Here is a 23,280-nt window from a genome sequence, read left to right on the forward strand (position 1 = left end):
TATTAACTGGTCTTGGTGAAATCAGGTATGAAATTTCTATCAGAATCAGATGAATAGTCAGGAAAAAACTGTTTTAACTACTGACAACTAAAAATATTTTCCAGTAAATGATTATTTTGCCAATCAATTTCTGTATTAACTGGTCTTGGTGAAATCAGGTATGAAATTTCTATCAGAATCAGATGAATAGTCAGGAAAAAAACTGTTTTAACCACTGACTACTGATTACTGACAACTAAAAATATTTTCCAGTAAATGATTATTTTGCCAATCAATTTCTGTATTAACTGGTCTTGGTGAAATCAGGTATGAAATTTCTATCAGAATCAGATGAATAGTCAGGAAAAAACTGTTTTAACTACTGACAACTAAAAATATTTTCCAGTAAATGATTATTTTGCCAATCAATTTCTGTATTAACTGGTCTTGGTGAAATCAGGTATGAAATTTCTATCAGAATCAGATGAATAGTCAGGAAAAAAACTGTTTTAACTACTGACAACTAAAAATATTTTCCAGTTAATGACTATTTTGCCAATCTATTTCTGTATTAACTTGTATTAGTGACATAAAGTATGAAATTTCTATCAGAATCAGATGAATAGTCAGGAAAAAAACTGTTTTAACTGCTGACAACTAAAAATATTTTCCAGTTAATGATTATTTTGCCAATCTATTTCTGTATTAACTTGTATTAGTGACATAAAGTATGAAATTTCTATCAGAATCAGATGAATAGTCAGGAAAAAACTGTTTTAACCACTGACTACTGACAACTAAAAATATTTTCCAGTTAATGATTATTTTGCCAATCTATTTCTGTATTAACTTGTATTAGTGACATAAAGTATGAAATTTCTATCAGAATCAGATGAATAGTCAGAAAAAACTGTTTTAACCACTGACTACTGACTACTAACAACTAAAAATATTTTCCAGTTAATGATGATTTTGCCAATCTATTTCTGTATTAACTTGTATTAGTGACATAAAGTATGAAATTTCTATCAGAATCAGATGAATAGTCAGGAAAAAAAAACTGTTTTAACCACTGACTACTGACTACTGACCACTAAAAATATTTTCCAGTTAATGATGATTTTGGCAATCTATTTCTGTATTAACTGGTATTAGTGACATAAAGTATGAAATTTCTATCAGAATCAGATGAATAGTCAGGAAAAAACTGTTTTAACCACTGACTATTAACTACTAACTACTGTACGGGAAATTCGCGTTTGCGGAGCATTCCGTAGGAAATTTCCCCTACTAAAAATAATACAATCATTCACCAACACCAATTAACTAATAGTTAACCAATGGATAATTGATAATTAATCAATTCAGCTTTATTGCCTCTTTTTAGCAATAGCGAACTTGATAATTTACAATTGATAATTAGAAATAGCTTTTATTAATCAATAATTGAGATTTTCGTGATATTTTTCATTATCAATTTGAAAAAAAATCCCTATATTCAATTCCGTTACGGTTTTAATCAGAGGTAATTATCAATTATCCATTATCAATTAATGAAACGAGGTACATAATGACTCAAATTAACACCGATAATCTACCATTATGGGTTCAAGATAGAGAGAAAGTATTACAATCCAGTCAGGATGTAAAATGGCGTAATGGAGCAGCACCAAATTACACTACTTCTACTAAAAATCTAGCCAAAGAAAGTAAATATAACCACCCAGAAAACTCTCTTGAATCAATTGTACAAAACTTAGTAAGAACATTCGATATTGAAGCAAATTTCAAAACAAATCCTCAAGACTGGTTAACTGTAGTTCAAGATAAATTCCGCATGAGTACAAACGGTGGAACTAATTATCAATTACAAGATTTAATCAACTCAGGTACTTACAAATTATTGATAGGTAATACTCAACATTACAAAGCTTCAGAAGAAAGTTTTGAGACTTCCACAAATCTCTTTCATACAGCATTTCCCGAAGGTTTTTTATGGGAAGTCGTAGAAGTTTACTCTCCACCACCAACAATTGTTGTTAAATGGAGACATTGGGGACATTTTCTAGGAAGTTATAAAGATTATGTTTCCACAGGAGAGACAATTGAAGTTATTGGAATAAGTATTGTCAAAGTTAGTGATGATTTAAAGATTTTGTCATTGGAACACTATTATGACAATACAAAATTTTTAGACAGTCTAACATCCGGTGGGAAAGCTATTGCTCAAAAGCAACAACAATCATCTGGAGGAACACAAACTTCTAATCCCTTACAACAGAAATTTATGGGTTTTATCAAAAACTTTTTGCCGTTGAAAAAAAATCCAAAAGTCTCTAATTCACCAGTAAGTCGCTGTCCTTTTGCAGCTTTTATGCAGTAATACTAAATGCGGTTTATAAGACTTATTCCATAAGTCAAGGAATAGGGTAGAAATTGTTGATTCTATATCTTGAATTGGTTTAATTAAAAATTTTGCAAGAGGTTTATAGAACCAATTTGCTATTCTTGTCCGCGATTAAATTTTTGAGTTATAGTCGGGAGTCGAATAGAGGCAATACACCGAAAAGATTGAAAAATACTCCCCTATTTCCTCTCCCCTACTTCCTTACTCACCTTTTAAGATTAGAATCAAATTTTTCCCCTTTTTCCCCTCATCAAATCTTTTCATCCATCGCTCCTCAGTAGGGAAACCACCAATATTCTCATTCTATGAAGCTCCTAGAGAATCGGCGGCTCAAAGAATTTTTGTGAGGATGCAACCAAAAATTCTGATATCATAAATACTATAAGGGGTCCTTCGCCCATACACATGACTATTTATTCAACTAAATTTCCTTGTTAAGACGCGATCGCCCTATTGAGGACTTCTGCCTCAGAACAATGCCAGAATTTTTTTCATCTTGTGAAGCTTCCAGGAACTATATACTTGTTTTCCCCTCATCAAATATTTTCATCCATCGCCCCTGAGTGGGGAAGCCACCAATATTTTCATTGTATTAAGCTCCTAGAGGATCGGCGGTTCAAAGGATTTTTGGTTGCATCCTCACAAAAATTCTGATATCATAAATACTATAAGGGGTTGCTCGCCCCTACGCATGACTATTTATTCAACTAAATTTCCTGGTTAAAAAGCCCTCACCCTATGGAGGAATTCTGCCTCAGAGCAATATCAGAAATATTTTCATCCTGTGAAGCTTCAAGAAACTATATAGGACTTACTGATTAAATCTCAAACTACTTCTTGAATTAAATTGGTGGTAACTCCAAAGGAATTTGCCCTAATAAACCCTTACGAAAATCATCCAAAATTCGTCTAGCAGTACGCTCAACATCTCCTTGATAAAGTTGATTTGCCACCTCATGTAAATAACCTTCACCTGTATAATTACTCGCTTCTAACTCATAGCGAGACTCTAAACAAGAAGCAGAAACAAAACCATTACTATCAACCTCTAGAGACATCAACAAATCAATCAAACTCGCAACAATTCGCTGATTATCATAAGCAGCATCCCCAATATCCTCACAAATAGCCAACTTAATCGCATCCTCTGGATTTTTAATCCTACTAGGAATTACCCCAGGAGCATCCAACAATTCAATCTCATCAGATATCCGTACCCATCTTAACTGCTTAGTCACACCAGCACGTCTAGCACTCTCAACAACCTTCCTCTTCAACAACCTATTAATCAAAGCAGACTTTCCCACATTAGGAAAACCAATAACCACAGCACGAACAGGACGAGGTAACATCCCGCGATCGCGCCTTCTCTGATTAACAGCACGACCAGCTTCCCGCGCCGCCTTAGCCACACCCTTCACCCCATCACCCAACTTAGCATTAGTAAAATAAGGCACTTGTCCCTCAGCTTCAAACCATTCCTGCCACATCTTCATCACATCCGAAGAAATCATATCCATGCGGTTCAAAACCAATACCCGGGCCTTATTTCCTACCCACTCAGACACCTGGGGATGATTAGTAGTCAGCGGGATACGAGCATCTCTAACTTCCAGAACCACATCAACCCGTTTCAGTTGTTCCTTAAGATTTCGTTCGGCCTTCGCAATATGGCCAGGATACCATTGTATAGTCATTTCAGTTATCAGTTATCAGTTATCAGTTATCAGTTATCAGTTATCAGTACCTCTGCCTAAAGTCAGAGACTTGAAATATTGAACTTGATTATTAAGGGGAGGCTTGAGACCTGATTTTTTGGCCAAATAAATTTAGGATCGTATTTGGATTATTGAAGCTTTGCTAATTAACTATCAAAGCATTGAAATATAAAGATTTCAGCCTTTAATGGGAGAAAAAAAGTGCCAGCTTTTCGGTCAAGAAAGCTCAAAAAAACTAGCATTTTGTGCAAGAGTTGAGCAGAAAAATTAAGGGACAAATATATCCGACTACCTTCTTTATTATTCCTCCTGTCTCCTGTCTTTTCCCTCCTGGGAGGGGTTAGGGGTGGGTTGTCTCCTGTCTCCCACCCCTACTAAAAGACTTTTGAGCGCAAACCCTATTTAGATGTAGCATCTTAATTGTGATTCAGGGAAATCTTTCATGCAAATTACCAATACGATTCATTTCCGAAACCTAAAAGGAGATATTTTTGGCGGGTTGACTGCTGCAGTGGTGGCCCTGCCAATGGCACTAGCTTTCGGAATTGCTTCTGGAGCAGGTGCTGCTGCAGGTTTGTGGGGAGCAATCTTAGTCGGATTTTTTGCCGCTTTATTTGGTGGCACCCCTAGTCTAATCTCTGAACCAACTGGGCCGATGACTGTCATTGTCACCGCTGTTATCGCCGAATTAATGGCCGTAAATCCTGAAAGTGGTCTAGCAATGGCCTTTACCGTGGTGATGATGGCGGGTATCTTTCAAATCCTATTTGGAGTCCTGCGGTTGGGGAAGTATATTACCATGCTCCCCTATAACGTCATTTCTGGCTTTATGACAGGAATTGGCGTGATTTTGATTTTTTTGCAAATTGCGCCGTTTATCGGTCAAGAAACCCCCTCTGGTGGAGTAATTGGCGTGATTAAGGCTTTCCCTAATTTGATTACCAATATTAATCCATGGGAAACGTTGTTAGGATTAATTACTCTAGGAATTTTATTCTTTTGTCCCGCCAAACTAAAAAAGTTAGTCCCTCCCCAACTAATAGCTTTGGTAATTGGTACAGCGATTTCTTTGATTTTCTTTGGAAACATTGAAATTCGGACGATCGCTACAATTGGAGAAATTACCCCCGGTTTGCCACAACTGCAAATGCCTACATTTACCGCTGAAAATTTACGGTTAATGTTTGTGAATGCTATGGTTTTGGGTATGGTGGGTTCTATTGATTGTCTATTAACTTGTTTGGTGTCAGATAGTTTGACCAGAACTGAACATAAATCTAATAAAGAATTAATCAGTCAAGGGGTGGCTAATTTAATTACAGGTTTATGCGGTGGAATTGCTGGATCTGGAGCCACAACAGCAACTGTAGTTAGTATTCAAGCGGGAGGACGCACCGCTTTATCTGGCATTAGTCGCGCTTTAGCCCTGTTGATTGTTGTGTTATGGGCGGCACCTTTAACTTCCGGAATTCCTCTAGCTGTCTTAGCAGGAATTGTCTTAAAGGTGGGAATTGATATTATTGATTGGGGTTTCCTCAAACGGGTTCACAAAATTTCTTGGAAGGCTGCCGGAATTGTTTATAGCGTGGTCCTCCTCACGGTATTTGTGGATTTAATGGTAGCGGTTGCGGTGGGAGTTTTTGTCGCAAATATTTTAACCATTGAACGTCTTGAAGAAATGCAATCTCAGTCTGTAAAAGCGATTACTGATGCGGACGATCAAATCGTCATGACTGATGAAGAAAAGCAAATTTTGGATTGGGCAAATGACCGAGTTTTACTGTTTCATTTAAGTGGGCCAATGATTTTTGGAGTAGCCAAAGCGATTTCCAGAGAACATAGTGCCATTAGTAATTATGATGTGTTGATTGTCGATTTGAGTGAAGTGCCAATTCTAGGGGTAACTTCTTCTTTGGCAATTGAAAATGCTATTCAAGAAGCGATCGATGCTGGAAGAAATATAATTATGGTTGGAGCAACTGGAAAGGTAAAACGTCGGTTAGAAAAACTGGGAATTGCTGGCTTAATTCCAGAGAATTACTGGATGGGCGATCGCCTAACTGCACTTAAGGAAGGTTTACAAATAGTGAAGCAAAAACAAAGTTCTAACTATGAAGATATCCAAAAACCTGCTGTTCCCAGCACTTAATCCTATTTTTATTATAGAAACCGGATTTTTCCCAACTTGACTCAGCAAGGGTTCTCCCGTTATAATCCGCGATTTAACGGGAGGGAAATTGCCAATAGCAAATTAAACAGCTATCAATTATAATGAATAATTAACAATTAACAATTAACAATTAATAATTATCAGAATTTAATTTAACTAGATAAACATCTAAATAGGGCTTGCTGATTAAATCTAAAAGTATTTACAGATAAAGGTTTTAGCCTTTTTAGGGTCTTTAAAAAGTGCCTGGTTTTCAGCCTAAAACCTTCAAAAATTTAGTATTTTAGGCGCATAGTTGGGCAGAAAAATCATTCTTATAATTCTTACTCCTACCTCCTCTAAGTACCCATTTATCCTGTCTCCTGTCTCCTGTCTGCTACCCTCACGCATAAGACTTTTTCAGCAAACCCTAAATAATTAACAATTAATAGTTAATAATCATTATCTTTAATTAATTATTCATTATTTATTGTTCTTATTTCATTATTAATTATTCATTATTAATTATTCATTATTCAAGGTACTACCAAAATTGGACAAGGAGAAAGATTAATAATCCGGTTACTGACACTATCAGTAGCTCCTTCCTCACTTAAACCAGTACCTCGACAGCCAATCACAATTAAGTCAGCATTAATCTCATCTGCCACATCACAGATAGTAAAAGCCGGATGGCCTTCCCTTTGGACAGTTTCAGCTTCAATACCCTGCTCGGCAAATAGAGCCTTAGCTTCCTCTAAAAGTTGGGTAACTGTTTGCTCAGAAGTCATTTCTGGGTGGAAAGCTTCCTGGCCTTCTGAAACTACTTCTCGCACTGAAATTACTACCAGGCGAGCTTGATATGTCTTGACAATGTTAATCACTTTTTCCGCAGCTTCGCGAGCTTCTCGGCTACGGTCTACAGGAAATAGAACTGTTTTAAACATAGAAGTATATTTGAGGCACGGACTCCGATAATATGTTTATCGTGAACGAATTGGGTAATCTAATTTATCCATTAATGGGCCATACCCCATTAATGGACATTGATAAAACAAATACTTAGGAGATTAATCCTGTGACAAAAAAAACTGTAGCAAATTTATCGGCATCTGACTTATCTGGCAAAAAGGTACTCATGCGAGCAGACTTTAATGTGCCTGTTGATAATGGTAGTATTACAGATGATACTAGGATTCGGGCAGCTCTTCCCACAATTCAAGATTTAATTGGCAAAGGTGCAAAAGTTATCTTGACTAGCCATTTTGGACGTCCGAAGGGAAAAGTAAATGAGGATATGCGTCTGACTCTTGTGGGAGAAAGACTCTCTGAAGTATTGGGTAAGGAAGTTAAAAAGTGTGACGACTGTATTGGTGAGGATGTAACTTCTACTGTGGCAGCGATGCAAGATGGTGATGTAGTTTTGCTGGAGAATGTTCGCTTCTACCCTGGAGAGGAGAAAAATGACCCAGAGTTTGCCAAGCAACTTGCTTCTGTGGCGGATGTATATGTGAATGATGCTTTTGGAACTGCTCACCGTGCTCATGCTTCTACTGAGGGTGTGACGAAATATTTGAGTCCTTCTGTAGGTGGTTATTTAATTGAAAAGGAATTAAAATTCCTCCAAGGTGCAGTTGATAATCCTCAAAAACCTTTAGCTGCTATTATTGGTGGTTCTAAGGTTTCTAGTAAAATTGGTGTGATTGATGCTTTGTTGGATAAGTGCGATAAGCTGCTATTAGGTGGTGGCATGATTTTCACTTTCTACAAAGCTCGTGGTTTAAGTGTGGGTAACTCTTTGGTTGAAGACGATAAGTTGGAATTGGCTAAGTCTCTGGAAGCTAAGGCAAAAGAGAAAGGTGTGGAGATGTTATTACCTACTGATGTAGTTGTAGCTGACAAGTTTGACAAAGAAGCTAATACTCAAACTGTTAGTGTCGAAGCTATTCCTGATGGTTGGATGGGTTTGGATATCGGTCCTGACTCTGCAAAGGTTTTCCAAGATGCTTTGGGTGATTGCAAAACTGTGATTTGGAATGGTCCGATGGGTGTGTTTGAGATGGAAAAATTTGCGAAGGGAACTGAGGCGATCGCACGCACTCTTGCAGATAAGCAGGATGCTATTACTATTATTGGTGGTGGAGACTCTGTTGCTGCTGTAGAACAGTTGACATTGGGTGAAAAAATGAGTCACATTTCTACTGGTGGTGGTGCTAGTTTGGAATTGTTAGAAGGTAAGGAATTACCTGGTATCGTTGCTTTAGACGAAGCATAAATTGTTTTAAGCAAACTTGGTAGGTGCTTCTCTGTTTTACAATCTAAAATAGGGAAGCATTTTGCATTGTCGAAGAAGTTAAATAGTAAGTCTTCAGCCGTCAGCTAGCCTCCTATGCTCGTAACTGCGGACTTCAGCCAGCCTCCGGAGGAGGAACTGCGGACTTCAGCTATTCCTTTTTTTAGTTCTAGATAAAAGCTTTACTAATTTAGTGAGAATTAAATTTTACGCTCTCTAGCTGGCTAAAACAGTCTATATATTAAAATCCCCTCATAACAGCTGAGAGCTGACAGTCTATTTTCATTTAAACCCCCTCATGAGAGCTGACAGCTAATAGCTGTTTGCGCAGCATTCCGCAGGAAATACTTACATTTAGTAGGAAGGAACGCAGAAGGGAAATAAACTTTCTATTTCTTCTTCTTTCTTCCCTCCGGACTCCTGATATCAAATCCGTTTAATTCGGCACGTAAAAAATGTTTCATCTTCAACCATTACCAAATATTTCTCGATATCCCCATCTCCGTATCTCCCTAACTCCCCTACTGCCCTACTCTCCTACTCCCCTACTCACCATCTAATTAAACCGATGCTACCGGATTTGATATGACTCCTCACACAATTTATTTATAAGTATTCAACCGAATGTAATATTACTTCTTACTTCTTAACTTCTGCTATAAATTCGGATTTCATCAAGATTTAAGTAAACTTTTATTAATCAGAAGATATGTTTTGAACTTTATAATTTTCAACAATAGCAATATAAAGAAATATTAAATAAAGAAAGATTAAAAAACTCAGTATGTATTGAGTATGTATCAATTTTGTAGCTATACGGTTTGATACTAAATGTTTTTTTGACCTAATACAAAAGTACTATATAGTTATAAATATGGGTTTCTACTGAGACTTTTATGAAGAAGTGATGAAGCTGTAAGTGATTTCCATGAAGATTCAATGAAGATTTCGTGAAAACGTGTTTTTCCTCTTGTAGTTTCCAAGAAAAGTAAAATAAGATGATGACATCAAGCAAATTTTATGGAGTTGTATCTAGCCATGTTGAAAAAGACTTTATTCGCTGCTGCTACCACTATCACTGTTGTTGGTTCTTCTATGCCTGCTTTGGCCAATATTACGCTGCCCCCTGGCCCTCAAGAAGTACCTGAACCCATGAGTGTTATTAGTCTGATTGCATTCACTGGAGGTAGTTTGCTAGCTGTAAAACGTGGAGAGTCACACAAAGAAGGCAAGTAACAAAGCCTAAATCCTATTTGGGGTTGGCAGCTATATAGCTGTCACCTTTGATTATCTGTTTTCTTCACATCCTTTTTTATACCAATCTCCTTAAAGATAGCTACACATCATATCTCAAGTAATGAAATCATATAACCTACATTCCGCACGTTAACGGATGTTATTGGGGTATTTTGTTAAAGGCTTTTTGTTCATGTAAAATCCGGTGACTAGAAACCACATATCTTATTGAGAAAAGCCTGATATTTTATAGATTGTAGTTTACTTGTTTGTGGTCTAGCTAAACAGGATTTAATATCACTCTTTCATTGAATAGTCTAGGGATATCAATGGTGAGTGAATAATCAATTAAATGTGATTGCACTTGATAGTACGATCGCTACACATCCTCATCAAAAATTGAATGAATGCGATCGGTTGAAAGACAAGGATTTTTCAGCTCAATCTATAATGGCAAAAATCTTGAAATACTTACCCTGTCTTACTTGAAAAATATTCAAAATTTCTACTATAACCTGCCTAATGTGGGAGCTAAATAATATTAACTAAGATAAGCAGTGTAGCCTAAGTTTATGAAATTGGTATTACTTTTTACTTAGATAAAAACTATGAGCAATATTGACAATTTGAAAAATATCCTGCCTGAGCAGGTTACAGTCACCGCTATCCAAAGAAATATTTCAGAAGGCGGACCGCAAGGTCAAAACTTGGATATTGCCTTGGGCGATCCCAGCTATTTTGATCTGAAAATCAATGATTCTACTAACCTGCTCGATGGTTCTTTTGATAGTTATTGTCTAGATTTTGACGCAGCATTAACATTTGTTGGATATGATTATAATGGTGATGGTGACACTGACGATCAAGATGTTAACCTGCCAACTTTCGGTGTTGATGCAGATGAGGTAGACCCGACAGATTTCTCAGCTTCAGTCTACTCCAGCTATGACACAAGTATCTATGATGAATTAACAGCTCGTGGGGTACAAAATCCTGAGAATTTAGGTATGGTCAATTGGTTAATTAATAACCAGGACACATTTATCAATCAAGGATTTAGTGCAGCTGATATCCAAACAGCAGTTTGGGAATTAGTAGATGGTACTCCCAACCTCAGTAACGATTTCAGAAATTATTTCACTGATATGTTTGGTGGAATTAGTGATGCCAATGTGGCTGCAATTGTGGCTGAAGCACAGAATAATGCTGATTTTGTCCCCCAGGAAGGAGAAAAAGTAGCTGTTATCCTCGTACCACCAGATAACAATCAAATCATCATTGCTGGTGTGGAATTATCATCTCAATTTTCGGCTTCTTTAGGAGACAAAGTATTCTTTGATGATGATGGGGACGGTATCCAAGATGATGGAGAAGATGGAGTACAAGGAGTAACAGTAACCTTAACTGGTGGTGGAGAAGATGGTATAATTGGCCAAGGGAACGACGACACCACAGTAACTACTACCACTGATGCAGATGGTATGTATAAGTTCGAGGATCTCAACCCTGGTGAAGAGTATAAAGTCACATTCTCTGACCTACCGGAAGGATTTGAATTCACAGATCAAGACCAAGGTGGGGATGATGCAGCAGACTCTGATGCTGACCCAAGCAATGGCATGACAGATGTAGTCATCCTAGCACCTGGTGAAGAAAATCTAGATGTAGATGCAGGAATTGTCGCAACTCCCACAGGCAGCATCGGAGACACTGTCTTCCTAGATGAAAATGGTAATGGTACACCAGATGCAGGTGAAGGCATAGCAGGAGTAGAAGTCAAACTAGACATTGATAGTGATGGTACATTTGATGCCACCGAAACCACAGATGCTAATGGTCAATACTTATTCGATGGGTTAAACAGTGGTGACTACACAGTAATGGTAGATACCGATACCTTACCAGATGATGTAGTAAATACTGTGGACCCAGATGGTGTTAATGACAGTATGTCTGATGTGACTCTGGGAACAGGGGAAGACAACCTCGACCAAGACTTCGGTTATGAGGAAGAACCTCAAAATCCTGGTATCGAAATTGAAAAGTCTACCAACACTGTAGATGCTGACACACCAGAAGAAGCACCAGAAATCGCTGCTGGTGAGGAAGTTACTTGGACTTATGAAGTAACCAACACTGGTGATGTACCCTTTGATGAAAGTGAAGTTGTAGTCACTGACGACATAGAAGGCATAATTACTAACATCATTAACAAAGGGGATGGTGATAACATCTTAGCTCCTAATGAAACCTGGATTTATGAGCAGACAGGAATAGCTCAAGATTTATCTACCGTTACTAACAATGTTATTGATTTTGAAACCGATGGTGAGGGTAATGCTTTAGCTGCTGGCACAATTATTGATGACGAGTACCAGAACCTAGGGGTAACCATTTCCGCTACTGAATTCGGTGCCATGATCTTTGACAGTGCTAACCCAACTGGTGGAGACCCAGATTTAGCAACAGACAGTGAAGGCAACATCTTAATCATTTCCGAAGATGGTGACAGTTCCGATCCTGATGACAATGCTGGTGGTGGGGTCATTACCTTTGACTTGGATAACCCAATCGAACTCAACTCTATTAACTTTGTAGATATTGAGGAAACGGGTGGTGAAGTTCGCACTATTGATGTTGATGGAAATATAATAGATACTACCTCAATTCCTGCTCCTGGAAATGGTAGTCTCCAAACTTTAAATATCAATGACAGTGATGTTGCCAAGATAGAAGTTGAACTTGCTGGTAGTGGTGCTATTTCAGGCTTAGATTTTGACAGCATAGGTGACGGTATCTATAAAAATATCGGTACAGTTGTTGCTGATGATGTCACCGACGAAGACCCCAGTCACTATGTTAACGGCGAACCAGATCCTCAAGACCCTGGTATCGACATTGAGAAGTTCACTAATGGAGTAGATGCTGACACCATAGAGGAAGCAGTAGAAATTGCTGCTGGTGAGACAGTTACTTGGACTTATGAAGTAACCAACACTGGTGATGTACCATTTGATATATCTGAGATTGAGGTTACTGACGACCAAGAAGGCACAATTACCAACATCTCTAACCAAGGTGATGGAGATGACACATTAGATCCTAATGAAACCTGGATTTATGAACTGACAGGAACTGCTCAAGACTTAAGCACTGCCACCGGTTCCCAAGACATTACCTTCAATCTAACAGGTAGCAGTTCCACAACGGGCAATTACGGAAATGTCCGTACCTTTACTCAAGATGGTGTATCAGTAGATGTCAGCGCATTCAGCAGTAACAAGAGCGGTGGAGACTGGAGAACCGCTTACCTTGGAGCTTATGGTGGTGGTTTAGGTGTTACCAATCGTAATGAAAGTGGTTCCCATCACCGAGTAGATAATGGTGGTAGCAACGATTATATCCTCTTTGAGTTCGACCAAAATGTCACCGTAGATCGAGCCTTACTTGATTATATCGTCGATGATAGCGATATCTCAGTTTGGATTGGCGATCGCGATGGAGACATTTCACTTTTGGACGGCAATATCTTAAGTGGCTTCACCAAGGAAAATAACGATGGCGGTAATGGTGGTAGTGACTACAAACGCTGGGCTAACTTTAATGCTGATGAGTTAACAGGTGATACCATAGTTATTTCTGCCCGTGACGATCACAGTATGGATAACTTCAAGTTGAAAAAACTGGATATTTCTGTAGCGGGTGACACCAGCATCGGCAATTACGTCAATATCGGAACTGTAACTGCTGGTTCTGTAAGTGATGAAGACCAAAGTAGTTACACCAACCCTGACGAACCTCAAAATCCTGGTATTGACATTGAGAAGTTCACCAACGGCGTAAATGCTGACACTCTAGAGGAAGCAGCAGAAATTGCTGCTGGCGAGACAGTTACTTGGACTTATGAAGTAACCAATACTGGTGATGTACCATTTGATAAATCTGATATTGACGTAACTGACGACCAGGAAGGCACAATTACCAACATCGTTAGCCAAGGTGATGGCGATAACACCTTAGATCCTGGTGAAACCTGGACTTACGAACAAACAGGAACAGCTCAAGACCTGACCACAGTTACAGAGGGTACAACTGAAACCTTCAATTTCACAGGCAATAGTGGTTTAGATGGTCCTAATGGCAATATCCGTACCTTTGATGCTGGTGACCTTTCTGTCAACGCCAGTGCTTTCAGTCGCGATGAACACGGAAATTGGGATGAAGGCTTTTTGGGTAGTTTCTCTGGTGGACTCGGAGTCACCGATAACTCAGAAGGTGATGGAAGCAATAACAAGCATAAAGTTGACAATGTATACCGAGACAACTATGTCTTATTTGAATTCTCTGAGGATGTTGTTGTCGATGAGGCATTATTAGCTTCCGTAACAAATGACAGTGATATTACCTATTGGGTAGGTAGCAAGGAAGATGCGTTCACTGACCACAATATCTTAAGTGATAATTTCTTAGACAGTCTTGAATTCACAGAAGACAATGATACCTTCAGTTCAAGTTCACGCTGGGCAAATATCAATGATGGTGAAGTAAGTGGTAATATACTTGTTATTGCAGCTTCTACCTCCGACCCAACTCCTGAAGACCGATTCAAGATCAAAGAATTAGAAGTGCAGCAGGTCGAAACTGTCGAAAGTGGTTTTTATCAGAATCTAGGTACTGTTGATATCAATGGTCTCATCGATGATGATTTGAGTTACTATGTTAATCCTGACTTCTCTATCTAATTTTCTTGGATAAGACTTTCTAGACATTGGCAATAGCAAATTTAGAAGTCTAAGTAAAGTTAATAGTTGAATTGATATAAGAGTTTCACAGAAATTACGTCTGTGAGGCTCTTTTTTTTAGATAAGAGTTTTTGATACCAAATCTACTTTTCATTAATGGATAATGCATAATTGATAATTACCTCTGGTTAAAACCGTTACGGAATTGAATATAAGGAATATTGTCTTTGTTTTTCCCTGAAAAGGGGAGGCTTCAAAGCGCGAATTATTTAATTATTAATTATTAATTATTAATTTTTCGGTAATACCAATTTGATAAATGTTTGTTACAAATGGTAGGGACGTTGCATAAGGGTGTCCGTACAAAAGAAGGAAGAGGGAAGAAGGAAGAAGGGGAAAATTTTGAAAAAAAGGGAAAAACGATAGAAATAACTATAGCAATGTGCCCTGGCATATTTACAAATTGCAGGAGGTGTCCAATAGCTAAAAGTCTTATATGATAAGCTTTTTATTCCCCCTGTTGCCTGTTGCCTGTTGCCTGCGCGCAGCGCTATATCTAAAATTAACTGGAGCAGCTATTTTTAAGCATATTCGATCAATATCTACCTTTTTGTAGCATTCTTTTTTTTAATTGGTATAAGCGAAAATAAAAAGTTCGTGTTACAAAGCTGCACTTGGTACAATTTTGTAAACTGGAAAATTTTTTTATTGGGATTGAGATGTAGATATTAATGCTGTATGTACACTAGATAAGTGATAGTCCTGTATATGTAGTGATAAGTCAATATAAATGATTAGTTTTTAACATTAATCTTGAAAATATTACGTTTTTAGACAGTGTAAAGTTCTTGGAATAACTATTGCTAGCCAAGGCTTTCAGAGACTCAAGGTTAAAAACTATCCATTCAGAACAATAGGTGCTGTAAGCCTTTTCCAGTAAAACTTTCAGTCTGGATAGCACACCGTTTTTTAGAAGAACTTTGTACTCTCCAGTTAAGTTTTCTCCTGCTGAAAAATTTCAAAATTATTGTCTAGGGAATATAGCTGCCTCTAGCCTCTCTCTGCCTTTCATGTCGCGCAGCAAAACACTTCATATCATCAGCTATAAAATCATCAGGAATTAACCCCAAATATTCTAACCAAAAAGTATTCTATTATCTATTAACAGTAATCAGAAAAAATCTCTATCTCTATAATAAAATGTCAGATAATCAACTAATCTGCCCTAGTTGTGGTAGTAATTATTGCTCTGCTGATTAATTATAAAAGTATTGATATATAAAGGTTTGAGCATTTTTAGGGTCGAATTGCAGTACACCTGTTTCAGTTGATTTTGCTCAAAAAGCTAGTATTTTGGGCTGACTATGGCAGAACAATCTTGGGACAAAACGCCCGCTCCTACCTCCTCGCTCCCGAGCCATTTCTCCCCTCCTGGGAGGGGGAGGGGCGAGGGGTGGGTTGTCTCCTGTCTCCTGTCTCCTATCTCCTGTCTCCTACCCCAGCAAAAAGACTTTCCATAAGCAAACCCTAATTATATTGTTAAAAATGGGATGATTCACTTCGGAAAAACAAAAATATCAGTGTCAAAATTATCTGTGACAATTTGTGGAAAATAGTAAATAAATTATATTTAGTAATTAAGCCAAATAATTAATTGATAAGTTAGTTTGGCACTTTTTAATTCGTGTAACAGGTGTGTCGAAAAAATGGTTCCAGAATTACGTTAATAATAAGTATGCTGAAATTTCTCGGTCTATTAAATATACTAAGAAAAAACTGGGTAAACTCACCATCCAATGTTATGAAATGTAGTCATTTTATTGACAATAAAAATCACAAACAATGGCTCTGATTAGCAATTGATATAGAAACTAAAAGAAGCGTTTCGCTGCGCTACATCAGAAGGGGAGACTAGCAGCAGCTATATCACCTGACCACAATTTTATCACTACATATACAGGACGACCGAAATATATTAGATACTGTTTGTATTGATTTACCATAATGAATAGAGGAAATAATTACTCTAACATCTTAATTTTTAATTTTTGCTTCAATCGCAAATTAACAATACCTCGTTTTATTGTTCTTGATAAGTAATTTCTTCTCTCTTCACGACCAGACCATTGATTGCTAGACTAAAAGAACCATCATTCACTCTGAAAGTTTTATTACCATCAATTGCAGCATATCCTTGATTAAATTCTACAGGTAACTCTAAAACTTGATTCGGATTAGATTTTCTGCCTGCAACTAACATTAATTGACCATTTGGTTGACGACAAATATTAGCAAAATAGTTCTTGGATTCAAAATAATTTACTTCAGACCAGTTGTCTCCACGTTGAAGACAAATACGTCGGTCATTCCGGGGAAGTTCAGCTAATAATATAGTCCCTTGCTCTGTTTCTAGATTGTTGTGATATGCTAGAACTTTTGCTGAAAATGTATATAAAAAGAATGTAGTTATTGTCAATAGTCCTAACTTTAAGAGCTGTTGATTAGTCTTAACAAAATTCACAGTTTAGTCCTCTGATAAATGAATTAATGGGTTCCATGATACAACATAGAAGTAAAATTTAATAATTAAATTTCTATGATTTAATCAAAAGCATATCTGGCAAGGGAGGCAAATTAAATTTTCTTCAAATAAAAATTAATAGATATACTATCTCTCTTGACATACTTTTTCAGAAAATTGACTACACATATAGGTTACTTGTTCTTCACTGATAGTCTTACCATTTTCTACAATACTTAAAGTAGCACCTGTTACAATATAGGTAGTATTTCCGTCTTCAGCAACATATCCAGTTCCCTCTTCAGCTATTGCAGCTATCTTAATATAATTTTCAGGATTAGCTTTTTGACCACCAATATAAATTAATTGACCATTTGGCTTTCGACAGATATTGGCAAAAAAATTAGCTGTTTCTACATAAAAAGATGTAACTAAAGGCAGATTTTGCTGAGAGCATATCTGCAAATTATCTCGTGATGACTCAGTTAATAGTATAGAATTCTCATTTATTTCTCCAGGTTTAATTAAGGCTAAAACTTGAATTGAAGGGGTGAAAGTGAATAAGAAAAAAGCATTCACTACCAACAATATAAAAAATATAAAATTACTATAATCTAGATTAACTTTCATCAAATTTATAGTTGCTTATATAGAATTGTAGATGTTTTTTTTCAAATATTCTGCCTTCTAGTTGTCCCTTGTGATTAAATATACTAGCGATCGCCATGAATTTAGACACTTATATCATGTATCTTTGAATACCTACAATCAAAATTTTAGGCAACAGGAAACAGGGATAAATTTATCAGATAAAACATTTTTATTATAGCTAATTAATAAGACTTGATATTACCATTTGGAACAATAATTAAGTAGGTAAAATTATTCGTAATTTATACTTAGGTATATTTTCGGTTATCCTGCTCGCGTAATGCTTAAAGATCTATATTTTTTAATTTATGCCCAAACTTCCCACATTCCTCTCCTGGGAGGGGGAGGGGCTAGGGGTGGGTTCCCAAACTTCCCACACTATCTCTAGCATTACTATGCACCACCGCCTATTCTCTTTATCTCTCCTCCTTCCTTCTATTCCCTCCTAACTATATGTCGCCATACCGACAGCAATTTTACAGGAGGACTCCCTAGTTATCTAGGAGAGAAGAAAGAAGGAAAAATCTAGCGTTGTCTGAGTTTTAAGCTTTTGATATGTCTTAACCTTTTCTTCGACTGCTATATAATATGAAGACCTATATTCCTAACTACTAACTACTAGGGGTCTGTCAAATTTGAAAATTTTTGTAACTGTGATTTTTGGGTAATGTTTTTTGGGTAATGCAACCCCTCAAAATTATCTTAACAGAGGACTATAAACACCCTAAGTACTTTTAAAAAAAATTGATCAAAATAATATGGGTCGCGCAACCACGCCTTTTAAGGCGATCAGGTTTTTGGAGAGTTGCTCAAATCCCCGTTACAAAAATAACTTCTGACTTCTGACTTCTGACTTCTGACTTCCTTAACACATCTGATATAAGCTGTTGAACATTTAAACTATAGAACTTCTCAATCAAAGGAAACCCTTAAGCCTTAACAAAGAACATAAAACCTAAATGCATCCTAGCTTATATCAGCAAGCTAACCAAAAATAACTTTTAGTAAAGAAAAATCATCACTAAAAGCATTACCACAATTCAAATCTTGCACATAGTTTAATATCTTATCTAGATGAAAATAACCGTATTTATGGTACTCTAAAATTAGATTGATAAAGTTATCTATACCCCAGATTTTTCCTCCAGGTTGAGGAATTTCATAAACACCATCACTAAAGATATACAGAGAACTCAACTTCTCAACTACACAAGAATTATCAACATAAGTCACATCTGGAAACATACCAATAGGCATTCCTGGAGTTTTCAACTTATTCACCTGACTAGGCTGACCATTACCTAAGATTAACACAGCCGGAGGATGACCTGCACTTGCATATACCAGTTGATTCTCAGAGCGATTATATACCCCATACCAAATTGTAAAGTATTTATCATTTTGATATGTCATCTGGTAAGTATTATTTAAAGCCCTAAGTACATCACTAGGTTGATGGTAATCTATATTCGGTATTGCCTTCGATCTTAATAAATTCAAAACTGAAACAGAAGGAAGTGCCGCCCGTAAACCATGGCCAGCTACATCCAGTAAATACACAGCCAAGTAATTGTCGTCTAGCCAATAATAATCAAAGCAGTCTCCTCCTAACTGGTGAGAAGGAATGAACTGTGATTCAACTTTGACCGGTTCTATTAAGGGTTCTGGCAGAAGAGAGCGGACATAATCAGCAGCTTCAGCTAATTCTGCTTCTAGTAGTCGCTTTTGGGTTTGTAAGTCTTGAGATAGCTGATGTAATCGCAATCCTGCTCTGACCCTGGCGATCAATTCACTCATTTCTATTGGTTTAGAAATAAAGTCATCAGCTCCTGCATCCAGACCTTTAACTCGATCTGGAACCGCTGCTAAAGAAGTTAATAAAATGAAGAAAGTAGTAGATAGCTCAGAACTTGATTTAACTCGGCGGCATACTTCTATTCCTGTGAGTCTTGGCATGATCCAGTCACAGATAATCAAAGCAGGTTGTAAATTTTGTGCCTGTTGAAAACCATCTTCACCATTACTTGCTACTGTCACTTCATAACCCTGTTTCTGGAGAGCCCTTTTGAGCAATTCCTGAATGGCAATATCATCATCAATAACCAAAATTTTATACATCATGCACTCAGTTAAACAATTCACTATTTCGGCTAAAGCCAACATAAAAGTGAGTAGACCAACAGGGGTTTTCATTTCAACTCGCTTCGTTCAAAAGCAGCAGGAGGAAGGATAGAAGGATATAAGTAAAGTACTAATATTTTTTTCTTTTCTTACTTCCTTCATTTTGCAGATATAGAGTTTAATTCTCCCACGCCTTTTAAAAATTGTTGGTCTTCAATCTTACATTGGGATAGAATCCCTTTTTTTATCAACTCTCTTCCTTATTTTTAAATTATTTACATAAATTTTATACACATACTTTACAATATAGCTTAGGATATACCTAAAATTATTATGTAATAAATTAAGAAAGTAAGTGTGAATAAAGTCAAAGAATCTGATAAATTACCTACGAAACGTAGTGCTTTTTTACAAGTTAGTTCAGACCTTGGAGAAAACGATAAAGTTTTGTCATGGTTTGAGCAATTATATCAAGCACCTATTCCAAAAACAGTTTGGCTACAGTGTGAGCTGGCTTTGGCTGAAGGTTTTACTAATGCAGCACGCCATGCCCATAGAGATTTATCTAGAGAAACACTTATAGACATTGAAGTTACAATGTTCAGTGACCACATAGAAATTAGAATTTGGGATTTTGGTGTGCCTTTTGACTTAGGAGAATGGTTAAAAGCACAACCAGCTCAAACAGATATATTTGCACCTGGTGGACGGGGTATAAAACTTATGTATGCCATAGCAGACCATATTAGTTATACCCGTAGTACATCCGAAAATCGGAATTGTTTGTTCATTAGTAAAAGTTATTGGCCATACCCCAAAGAACAAAATCAAACCTCTGATAGTGACAGCTAAATCTAAAATTTATAAGTGTAAAGCTATTGCAGGGTGGCGGAAATAACTTACCAGTGACAAAATCCTAAAACAATTACAAATCAAAAATGATTGACTTTTAAATGCATGACTTTTGACTTCCGCGTAGCGGCACTATGATATTTGTGCCAATGGGTTCAGCCAAAGTAAAATTTCACGTTTAAGTTGATTAAGGTCTCGATACACTTCTTGTTTTAGCCATTGAGCGATCGCGTCTATAGGAGTATATACTTTCCCTACAGGCCAATTTATATCTTGGCCCAAAGGTGTTAAATGGTTTCCATTTAATCTTTTAACTGTCACCATATCGGGAAAACGTAATCTCAACAAATCACTCAAACGAAGAGTTTGATCTATATCATCGTCTTTAAATTTAATCAATAAATTGCGCCGAATTTGATAACGCTTTTGAATTAGACGGTTTGTGATCTTAGGAGATGGAGTAAATTCTACTTTCATCACAGGAGATATCTGCTCCACCAAGGGTATTGCATCACGAGCTGCGGAATTATTAAAGGATATCAAAATATTTCCAGCTCTTTCTAGAGAAAATAAACTACCTATCAGTAAATGTAGTTTACATCCCATGCTATGCCCAATACCGTATATAGGTAGACTTTTTTTTCGCAGTATCCTTTGAGCATAAATAAGATCGAGACAGCTATCAAAACTACTGAAAACATTTTTAGCCATTGCTAAATGATCTAAAGTATTGACAAAAGGAGTCGCTATTACTGCATATCCTTGATTTGCTAGCATTTCCAATAACCACCGATAAGTTACATTGGGTGCAGTTGCAACAAACGCTCCTCCCAAAAAATGTACGACTGCTTTGGGATGAGAAGGTATTAGTACCCAATTACCAGAATTTTCTTGCCATTCCATAATTCAAAACTATAAAAGTTTTTTTCTTGACAATTACAATATTTAGTGATAATAAAGTTGAAGAATTATTTTTTGTTTAAAAAAGAGAAATTAAAACACAAAAATCCCAAACAGTATTATTTTTTTATAAAATTGTAATAGCCATTAATAAAATTTTAAGGGAAATTGGTAGAAATTTGACAGATTAAATTAGTTAATCCGTATATTTATTTTTAATTTTTATTTTAAAAGACTCTCAGATAATTGATTTCTGGGAAATTCCTATACAGCTATAAATAAAAACAGTTGTTATGATAGATAACGTAGATATAAAGGTCGATACTACATCATGCTACTGAAATATAAGTACAAGCTCAAACCACAGAAAAGCCAAATGGTAATTATAGCTAATTGGTTGGAATTAGCCCGAAAGCAATATAACTACCGTTTAGCTGAAAGGCTGAATTGGTTTGAAGCCACACGCACACCAGTAAACGCTTGCCCACTTAACGTTTCAGTAGTAGGGACGTTGCATAAGGGCGTCCGTACAACGGATTTATCATGCATATCCCAGAGTTTAGAATACAAGCAAGGGACGGTAGAAAAAAAAACGGCGGGTAATCCAGTAACAAAGAAAGGTGATAGGCATCCAAATATAATAAATGGTTATGTTGTGTGGGAAACTGTTCAACTAGCAGATTTAGCACAAACCAAAAAGCTATTTCCTGAGTATAAGTCTATGCACTCTCAAGTGCTACAAATTGTTGGGAATGCTTGAGTAAAGTCCCTAAAAGCTTATCAGAGCGTTTCGCTCCGCGACATGAAAGGCATTCATGTCCTAAATGCGGACAAGAACTAGATAGGGACTATAACTCACCCACCCCTCTAGCTCCCCTCCCGGGAGGGGATGGGGGTGGGTTGGATTGTGATCAACACAGGGGGAGGACATCACCTCTGTTAAAACTGCGGTCAGGGCTTCTCTGGCTGAAGAATCCCACTTTGTCGCGAATATAGCAACGTCGGGAGTATGTCAATCAGACAATGGATCTTTTAATCCCAACTCCTGGAAAGCAGCTAACCGCAACCGACAAGAATCACATATACCACAAGGTTTTTCTTCACCTGCATAACATGACCAAGTTTTTTCCCAAGGTACTCCTAAATTATTCCCCAGTTGAATAATTTCGGTCTTTTTCATATCAATAAGTGGGGAAACAATAGCGATCGCTTCTCCCTCTCTCCCCTGTTTAGTTCCCAGGCGAAAAACTTCTTGCATGGCCTGAATATAGTCTGGGCGACAGTCAGGATAACCCGAATAGTCTAAAGCATTCACCCCAATATAAACCCGACTTGCATTGACAACTTCAGCATAAGCGAGGGCAAAACTCAGAAAAATAGTATTACGCGCTGGAACATAAGTAATAGGGATATTTTGCGACATTTCCTCAACAGAGCGATCGCTTGGTAAATCAATTTGATTATCAGTTAATGCCGACCCTCCCCATAGTCTGAGGTCAAAACTGACAACATGATGTTCCACTACACCCACACTTTCAGCAATTTTTTTAGCTGAGTCTAACTCTCGACGATGACGTTGTTGGTAGTCAAAGGAAATAGCATAACATTCACAACCATCTGCTTTTGCTTGGTACAAAACTGTTGAGGAATCTAATCCTCCTGACAATAAAATAACTGCTTTCACTATTCTTCTATATTTTTTGGTAATGGT

General features: G+C 37.1%; 19 protein-coding genes and 1 pseudogene. 10 read left to right on the plus strand and 10 right to left on the minus strand.

Annotated elements, in window-relative coordinates; translation table 11 throughout:
- Positions 1-77: 77 nt before the first annotated feature.
- The 3 genes from F6K15_RS00310 to F6K15_RS00320 all read right to left on the minus strand — a co-directional run bounded on the left by F6K15_RS00310 (position 78) and on the right by F6K15_RS00320 (position 922).
- Positions 78-215, minus strand: coding sequence for a hypothetical protein (locus tag F6K15_RS00310; protein WP_293055617.1), 138 nt, complete (start codon positions 213-215; stop codon positions 78-80).
- A 143-nt stretch (positions 216-358) separates the two neighbouring features.
- Positions 359-502: a hypothetical protein gene (locus F6K15_RS00315; protein WP_293055620.1), complete on the minus strand. Its 144-nt coding sequence runs from the start codon at positions 500-502 to the stop codon at positions 359-361.
- A 291-nt stretch (positions 503-793) separates the two neighbouring features.
- Positions 794-922: a hypothetical protein gene (locus F6K15_RS00320; RefSeq protein ID WP_293055622.1), complete on the minus strand. Its 129-nt coding sequence runs from the start codon at positions 920-922 to the stop codon at positions 794-796.
- 627 nt (positions 923-1,549) lie between these two features.
- On the opposite strand from F6K15_RS00320, the gene F6K15_RS00325 reads away from it, so the two are divergent.
- Positions 1,550-2,362: a SnoaL-like polyketide cyclase gene (locus tag F6K15_RS00325; protein ID WP_293055625.1), complete on the plus strand. Its 813-nt coding sequence runs from the start codon at positions 1,550-1,552 to the stop codon at positions 2,360-2,362.
- A gap of 866 nt (positions 2,363-3,228) precedes the next feature.
- Here the strand turns inward: F6K15_RS00325 and ylqF are convergent.
- Entirely contained in the window at positions 3,229-4,083 is an 855-nt protein-coding gene (gene ylqF / locus F6K15_RS00330) for a ribosome biogenesis GTPase YlqF (protein WP_293055628.1), read from the minus strand.
- A 463-nt stretch (positions 4,084-4,546) separates the two neighbouring features.
- Here ylqF and F6K15_RS00335 point away from each other — a divergent pair, with 463 nt between their 5' ends.
- Positions 4,547-6,253, plus strand: coding sequence for a SulP family inorganic anion transporter (locus F6K15_RS00335; protein WP_293055630.1), 1,707 nt, complete (start codon positions 4,547-4,549; stop codon positions 6,251-6,253).
- Positions 6,254-6,789: 536 nt separating this feature from the next.
- Here F6K15_RS00335 and F6K15_RS00340 read toward each other — a convergent pair.
- Positions 6,790-7,200 carry a universal stress protein gene (locus F6K15_RS00340; RefSeq protein ID WP_293055632.1) on the minus strand — a complete coding sequence of 137 codons (411 nt, stop codon included), beginning with the start codon at positions 7,198-7,200 and terminating at the stop codon, positions 6,790-6,792.
- Positions 7,201-7,331: 131 nt separating this feature from the next.
- Between F6K15_RS00340 and F6K15_RS00345 the strand changes: the two genes are divergently transcribed.
- From F6K15_RS00345 to F6K15_RS38965, 5 genes and pseudogenes are all read left to right on the plus strand, one after another.
- A complete protein-coding gene (locus F6K15_RS00345) occupies positions 7,332-8,528 on the plus strand; it encodes a phosphoglycerate kinase (RefSeq protein ID WP_293055635.1) in 1,197 nt (398 codons plus the stop codon).
- A gap of 1,038 nt (positions 8,529-9,566) precedes the next feature.
- Positions 9,567-9,782 carry a hypothetical protein gene (locus F6K15_RS00350; protein WP_293055638.1) on the plus strand — a complete coding sequence of 72 codons (216 nt, stop codon included), beginning with the start codon at positions 9,567-9,569 and terminating at the stop codon, positions 9,780-9,782.
- Positions 9,783-10,118: 336 nt separating this feature from the next.
- Positions 10,119-10,271, plus strand: coding sequence for a hypothetical protein (locus F6K15_RS00355; RefSeq protein ID WP_293055641.1), 153 nt, complete (start codon positions 10,119-10,121; stop codon positions 10,269-10,271).
- A 119-nt stretch (positions 10,272-10,390) separates the two neighbouring features.
- A complete protein-coding gene (locus F6K15_RS00360) occupies positions 10,391-14,524 on the plus strand; it encodes an SdrD B-like domain-containing protein (protein ID WP_293055644.1) in 4,134 nt (1,377 codons plus the stop codon).
- A gap of 1,680 nt (positions 14,525-16,204) precedes the next feature.
- A pseudogene (locus tag F6K15_RS38965) lies at positions 16,205-16,373 on the plus strand (IS1 family transposase); the annotation flags it as partial.
- 231 nt (positions 16,374-16,604) lie between these two features.
- Here F6K15_RS38965 and F6K15_RS00365 read toward each other — a convergent pair.
- Positions 16,605-17,045 (minus strand): hypothetical protein, encoded by a 441-nt coding sequence (locus F6K15_RS00365; RefSeq protein ID WP_293055647.1) that lies wholly within the window; start codon positions 17,043-17,045, stop codon positions 16,605-16,607.
- 147 nt (positions 17,046-17,192) lie between these two features.
- Positions 17,193-17,675, minus strand: coding sequence for a hypothetical protein (locus F6K15_RS00370; RefSeq protein WP_293055650.1), 483 nt, complete (start codon positions 17,673-17,675; stop codon positions 17,193-17,195).
- A gap of 70 nt (positions 17,676-17,745) precedes the next feature.
- Between F6K15_RS00370 and F6K15_RS00375 the strand changes: the two genes are divergently transcribed.
- Positions 17,746-17,874 carry a hypothetical protein gene (locus F6K15_RS00375; RefSeq protein WP_293055653.1) on the plus strand — a complete coding sequence of 43 codons (129 nt, stop codon included), beginning with the start codon at positions 17,746-17,748 and terminating at the stop codon, positions 17,872-17,874.
- A gap of 806 nt (positions 17,875-18,680) precedes the next feature.
- Here the strand turns inward: F6K15_RS00375 and F6K15_RS00380 are convergent.
- A complete protein-coding gene (locus F6K15_RS00380) occupies positions 18,681-19,814 on the minus strand; it encodes a PP2C family protein-serine/threonine phosphatase (RefSeq protein ID WP_293056131.1) in 1,134 nt (377 codons plus the stop codon).
- Positions 19,815-20,174: 360 nt separating this feature from the next.
- On the opposite strand from F6K15_RS00380, the gene F6K15_RS00385 reads away from it, so the two are divergent.
- Complete coding sequence (locus F6K15_RS00385) at positions 20,175-20,669, plus strand: ATP-binding protein (protein ID WP_293055656.1); 495 nt, start codon at positions 20,175-20,177, stop codon at positions 20,667-20,669.
- Between the two features lie 132 nt (positions 20,670-20,801).
- Here the strand turns inward: F6K15_RS00385 and F6K15_RS00390 are convergent, their stop codons facing one another.
- Entirely contained in the window at positions 20,802-21,572 is a 771-nt protein-coding gene (locus F6K15_RS00390; protein ID WP_293055659.1) for a DUF1350 family protein, read from the minus strand.
- Between the two features lie 328 nt (positions 21,573-21,900).
- Here F6K15_RS00390 and F6K15_RS00395 point away from each other — a divergent pair, with 328 nt between their 5' ends.
- The gene (locus F6K15_RS00395) at positions 21,901-22,329 is read left to right on the plus strand and encodes a helix-turn-helix domain-containing protein (protein WP_293055662.1); all 429 of its coding nucleotides are present in this window, start codon (positions 21,901-21,903) and stop codon (positions 22,327-22,329) included.
- A gap of 252 nt (positions 22,330-22,581) precedes the next feature.
- On the opposite strand, the gene queC is transcribed toward F6K15_RS00395, so the two are convergent.
- Positions 22,582-23,253 carry a 7-cyano-7-deazaguanine synthase QueC gene (queC, locus tag F6K15_RS00400; protein WP_293055665.1) on the minus strand — a complete coding sequence of 224 codons (672 nt, stop codon included), beginning with the start codon at positions 23,251-23,253 and terminating at the stop codon, positions 22,582-22,584.
- Positions 23,254-23,280: the final 27 nt, after the last annotated feature.

The organism is Okeania sp. SIO2B3, from assembly GCF_010672525.1.
In the GTDB taxonomy this organism is placed as follows: domain Bacteria; phylum Cyanobacteriota; class Cyanobacteriia; order Cyanobacteriales; family Microcoleaceae; genus Okeania.

What these genes read in the sequence shown, in the direction of transcription:
- F6K15_RS00335 (WP_293055630.1), top strand. Translation starts at nt 4,547, where the DNA reads ATGCAAATTACCAATACGATTCATTTCCGAAACCTAAAAGGAGATATT.
- F6K15_RS00340 (WP_293055632.1), bottom strand. Translation starts at nt 7,200, where the DNA reads ATGTTTAAAACAGTTCTATTTCCTGTAGACCGTAGCCGAGAAGCTCGC.
- F6K15_RS00360 (WP_293055644.1), top strand. Translation starts at nt 10,391, where the DNA reads ATGAGCAATATTGACAATTTGAAAAATATCCTGCCTGAGCAGGTTACA.
- F6K15_RS00395 (WP_293055662.1), top strand. Translation starts at nt 21,901, where the DNA reads ATGCTACTGAAATATAAGTACAAGCTCAAACCACAGAAAAGCCAAATG.
- ylqF (WP_293055628.1), bottom strand. Translation starts at nt 4,083, where the DNA reads ATGACTATACAATGGTATCCTGGCCATATTGCGAAGGCCGAACGAAAT.
- F6K15_RS00350 (WP_293055638.1), top strand. Translation starts at nt 9,567, where the DNA reads ATGGAGTTGTATCTAGCCATGTTGAAAAAGACTTTATTCGCTGCTGCT.
- F6K15_RS00325 (WP_293055625.1), top strand. Translation starts at nt 1,550, where the DNA reads ATGACTCAAATTAACACCGATAATCTACCATTATGGGTTCAAGATAGA.
- F6K15_RS00380 (WP_293056131.1), bottom strand. Translation starts at nt 19,814, where the DNA reads ATGTATAAAATTTTGGTTATTGATGATGATATTGCCATTCAGGAATTG.
- F6K15_RS00390 (WP_293055659.1), bottom strand. Translation starts at nt 21,572, where the DNA reads ATGGAATGGCAAGAAAATTCTGGTAATTGGGTACTAATACCTTCTCAT.
- F6K15_RS00370 (WP_293055650.1), bottom strand. Translation starts at nt 17,675, where the DNA reads ATGAAAGTTAATCTAGATTATAGTAATTTTATATTTTTTATATTGTTG.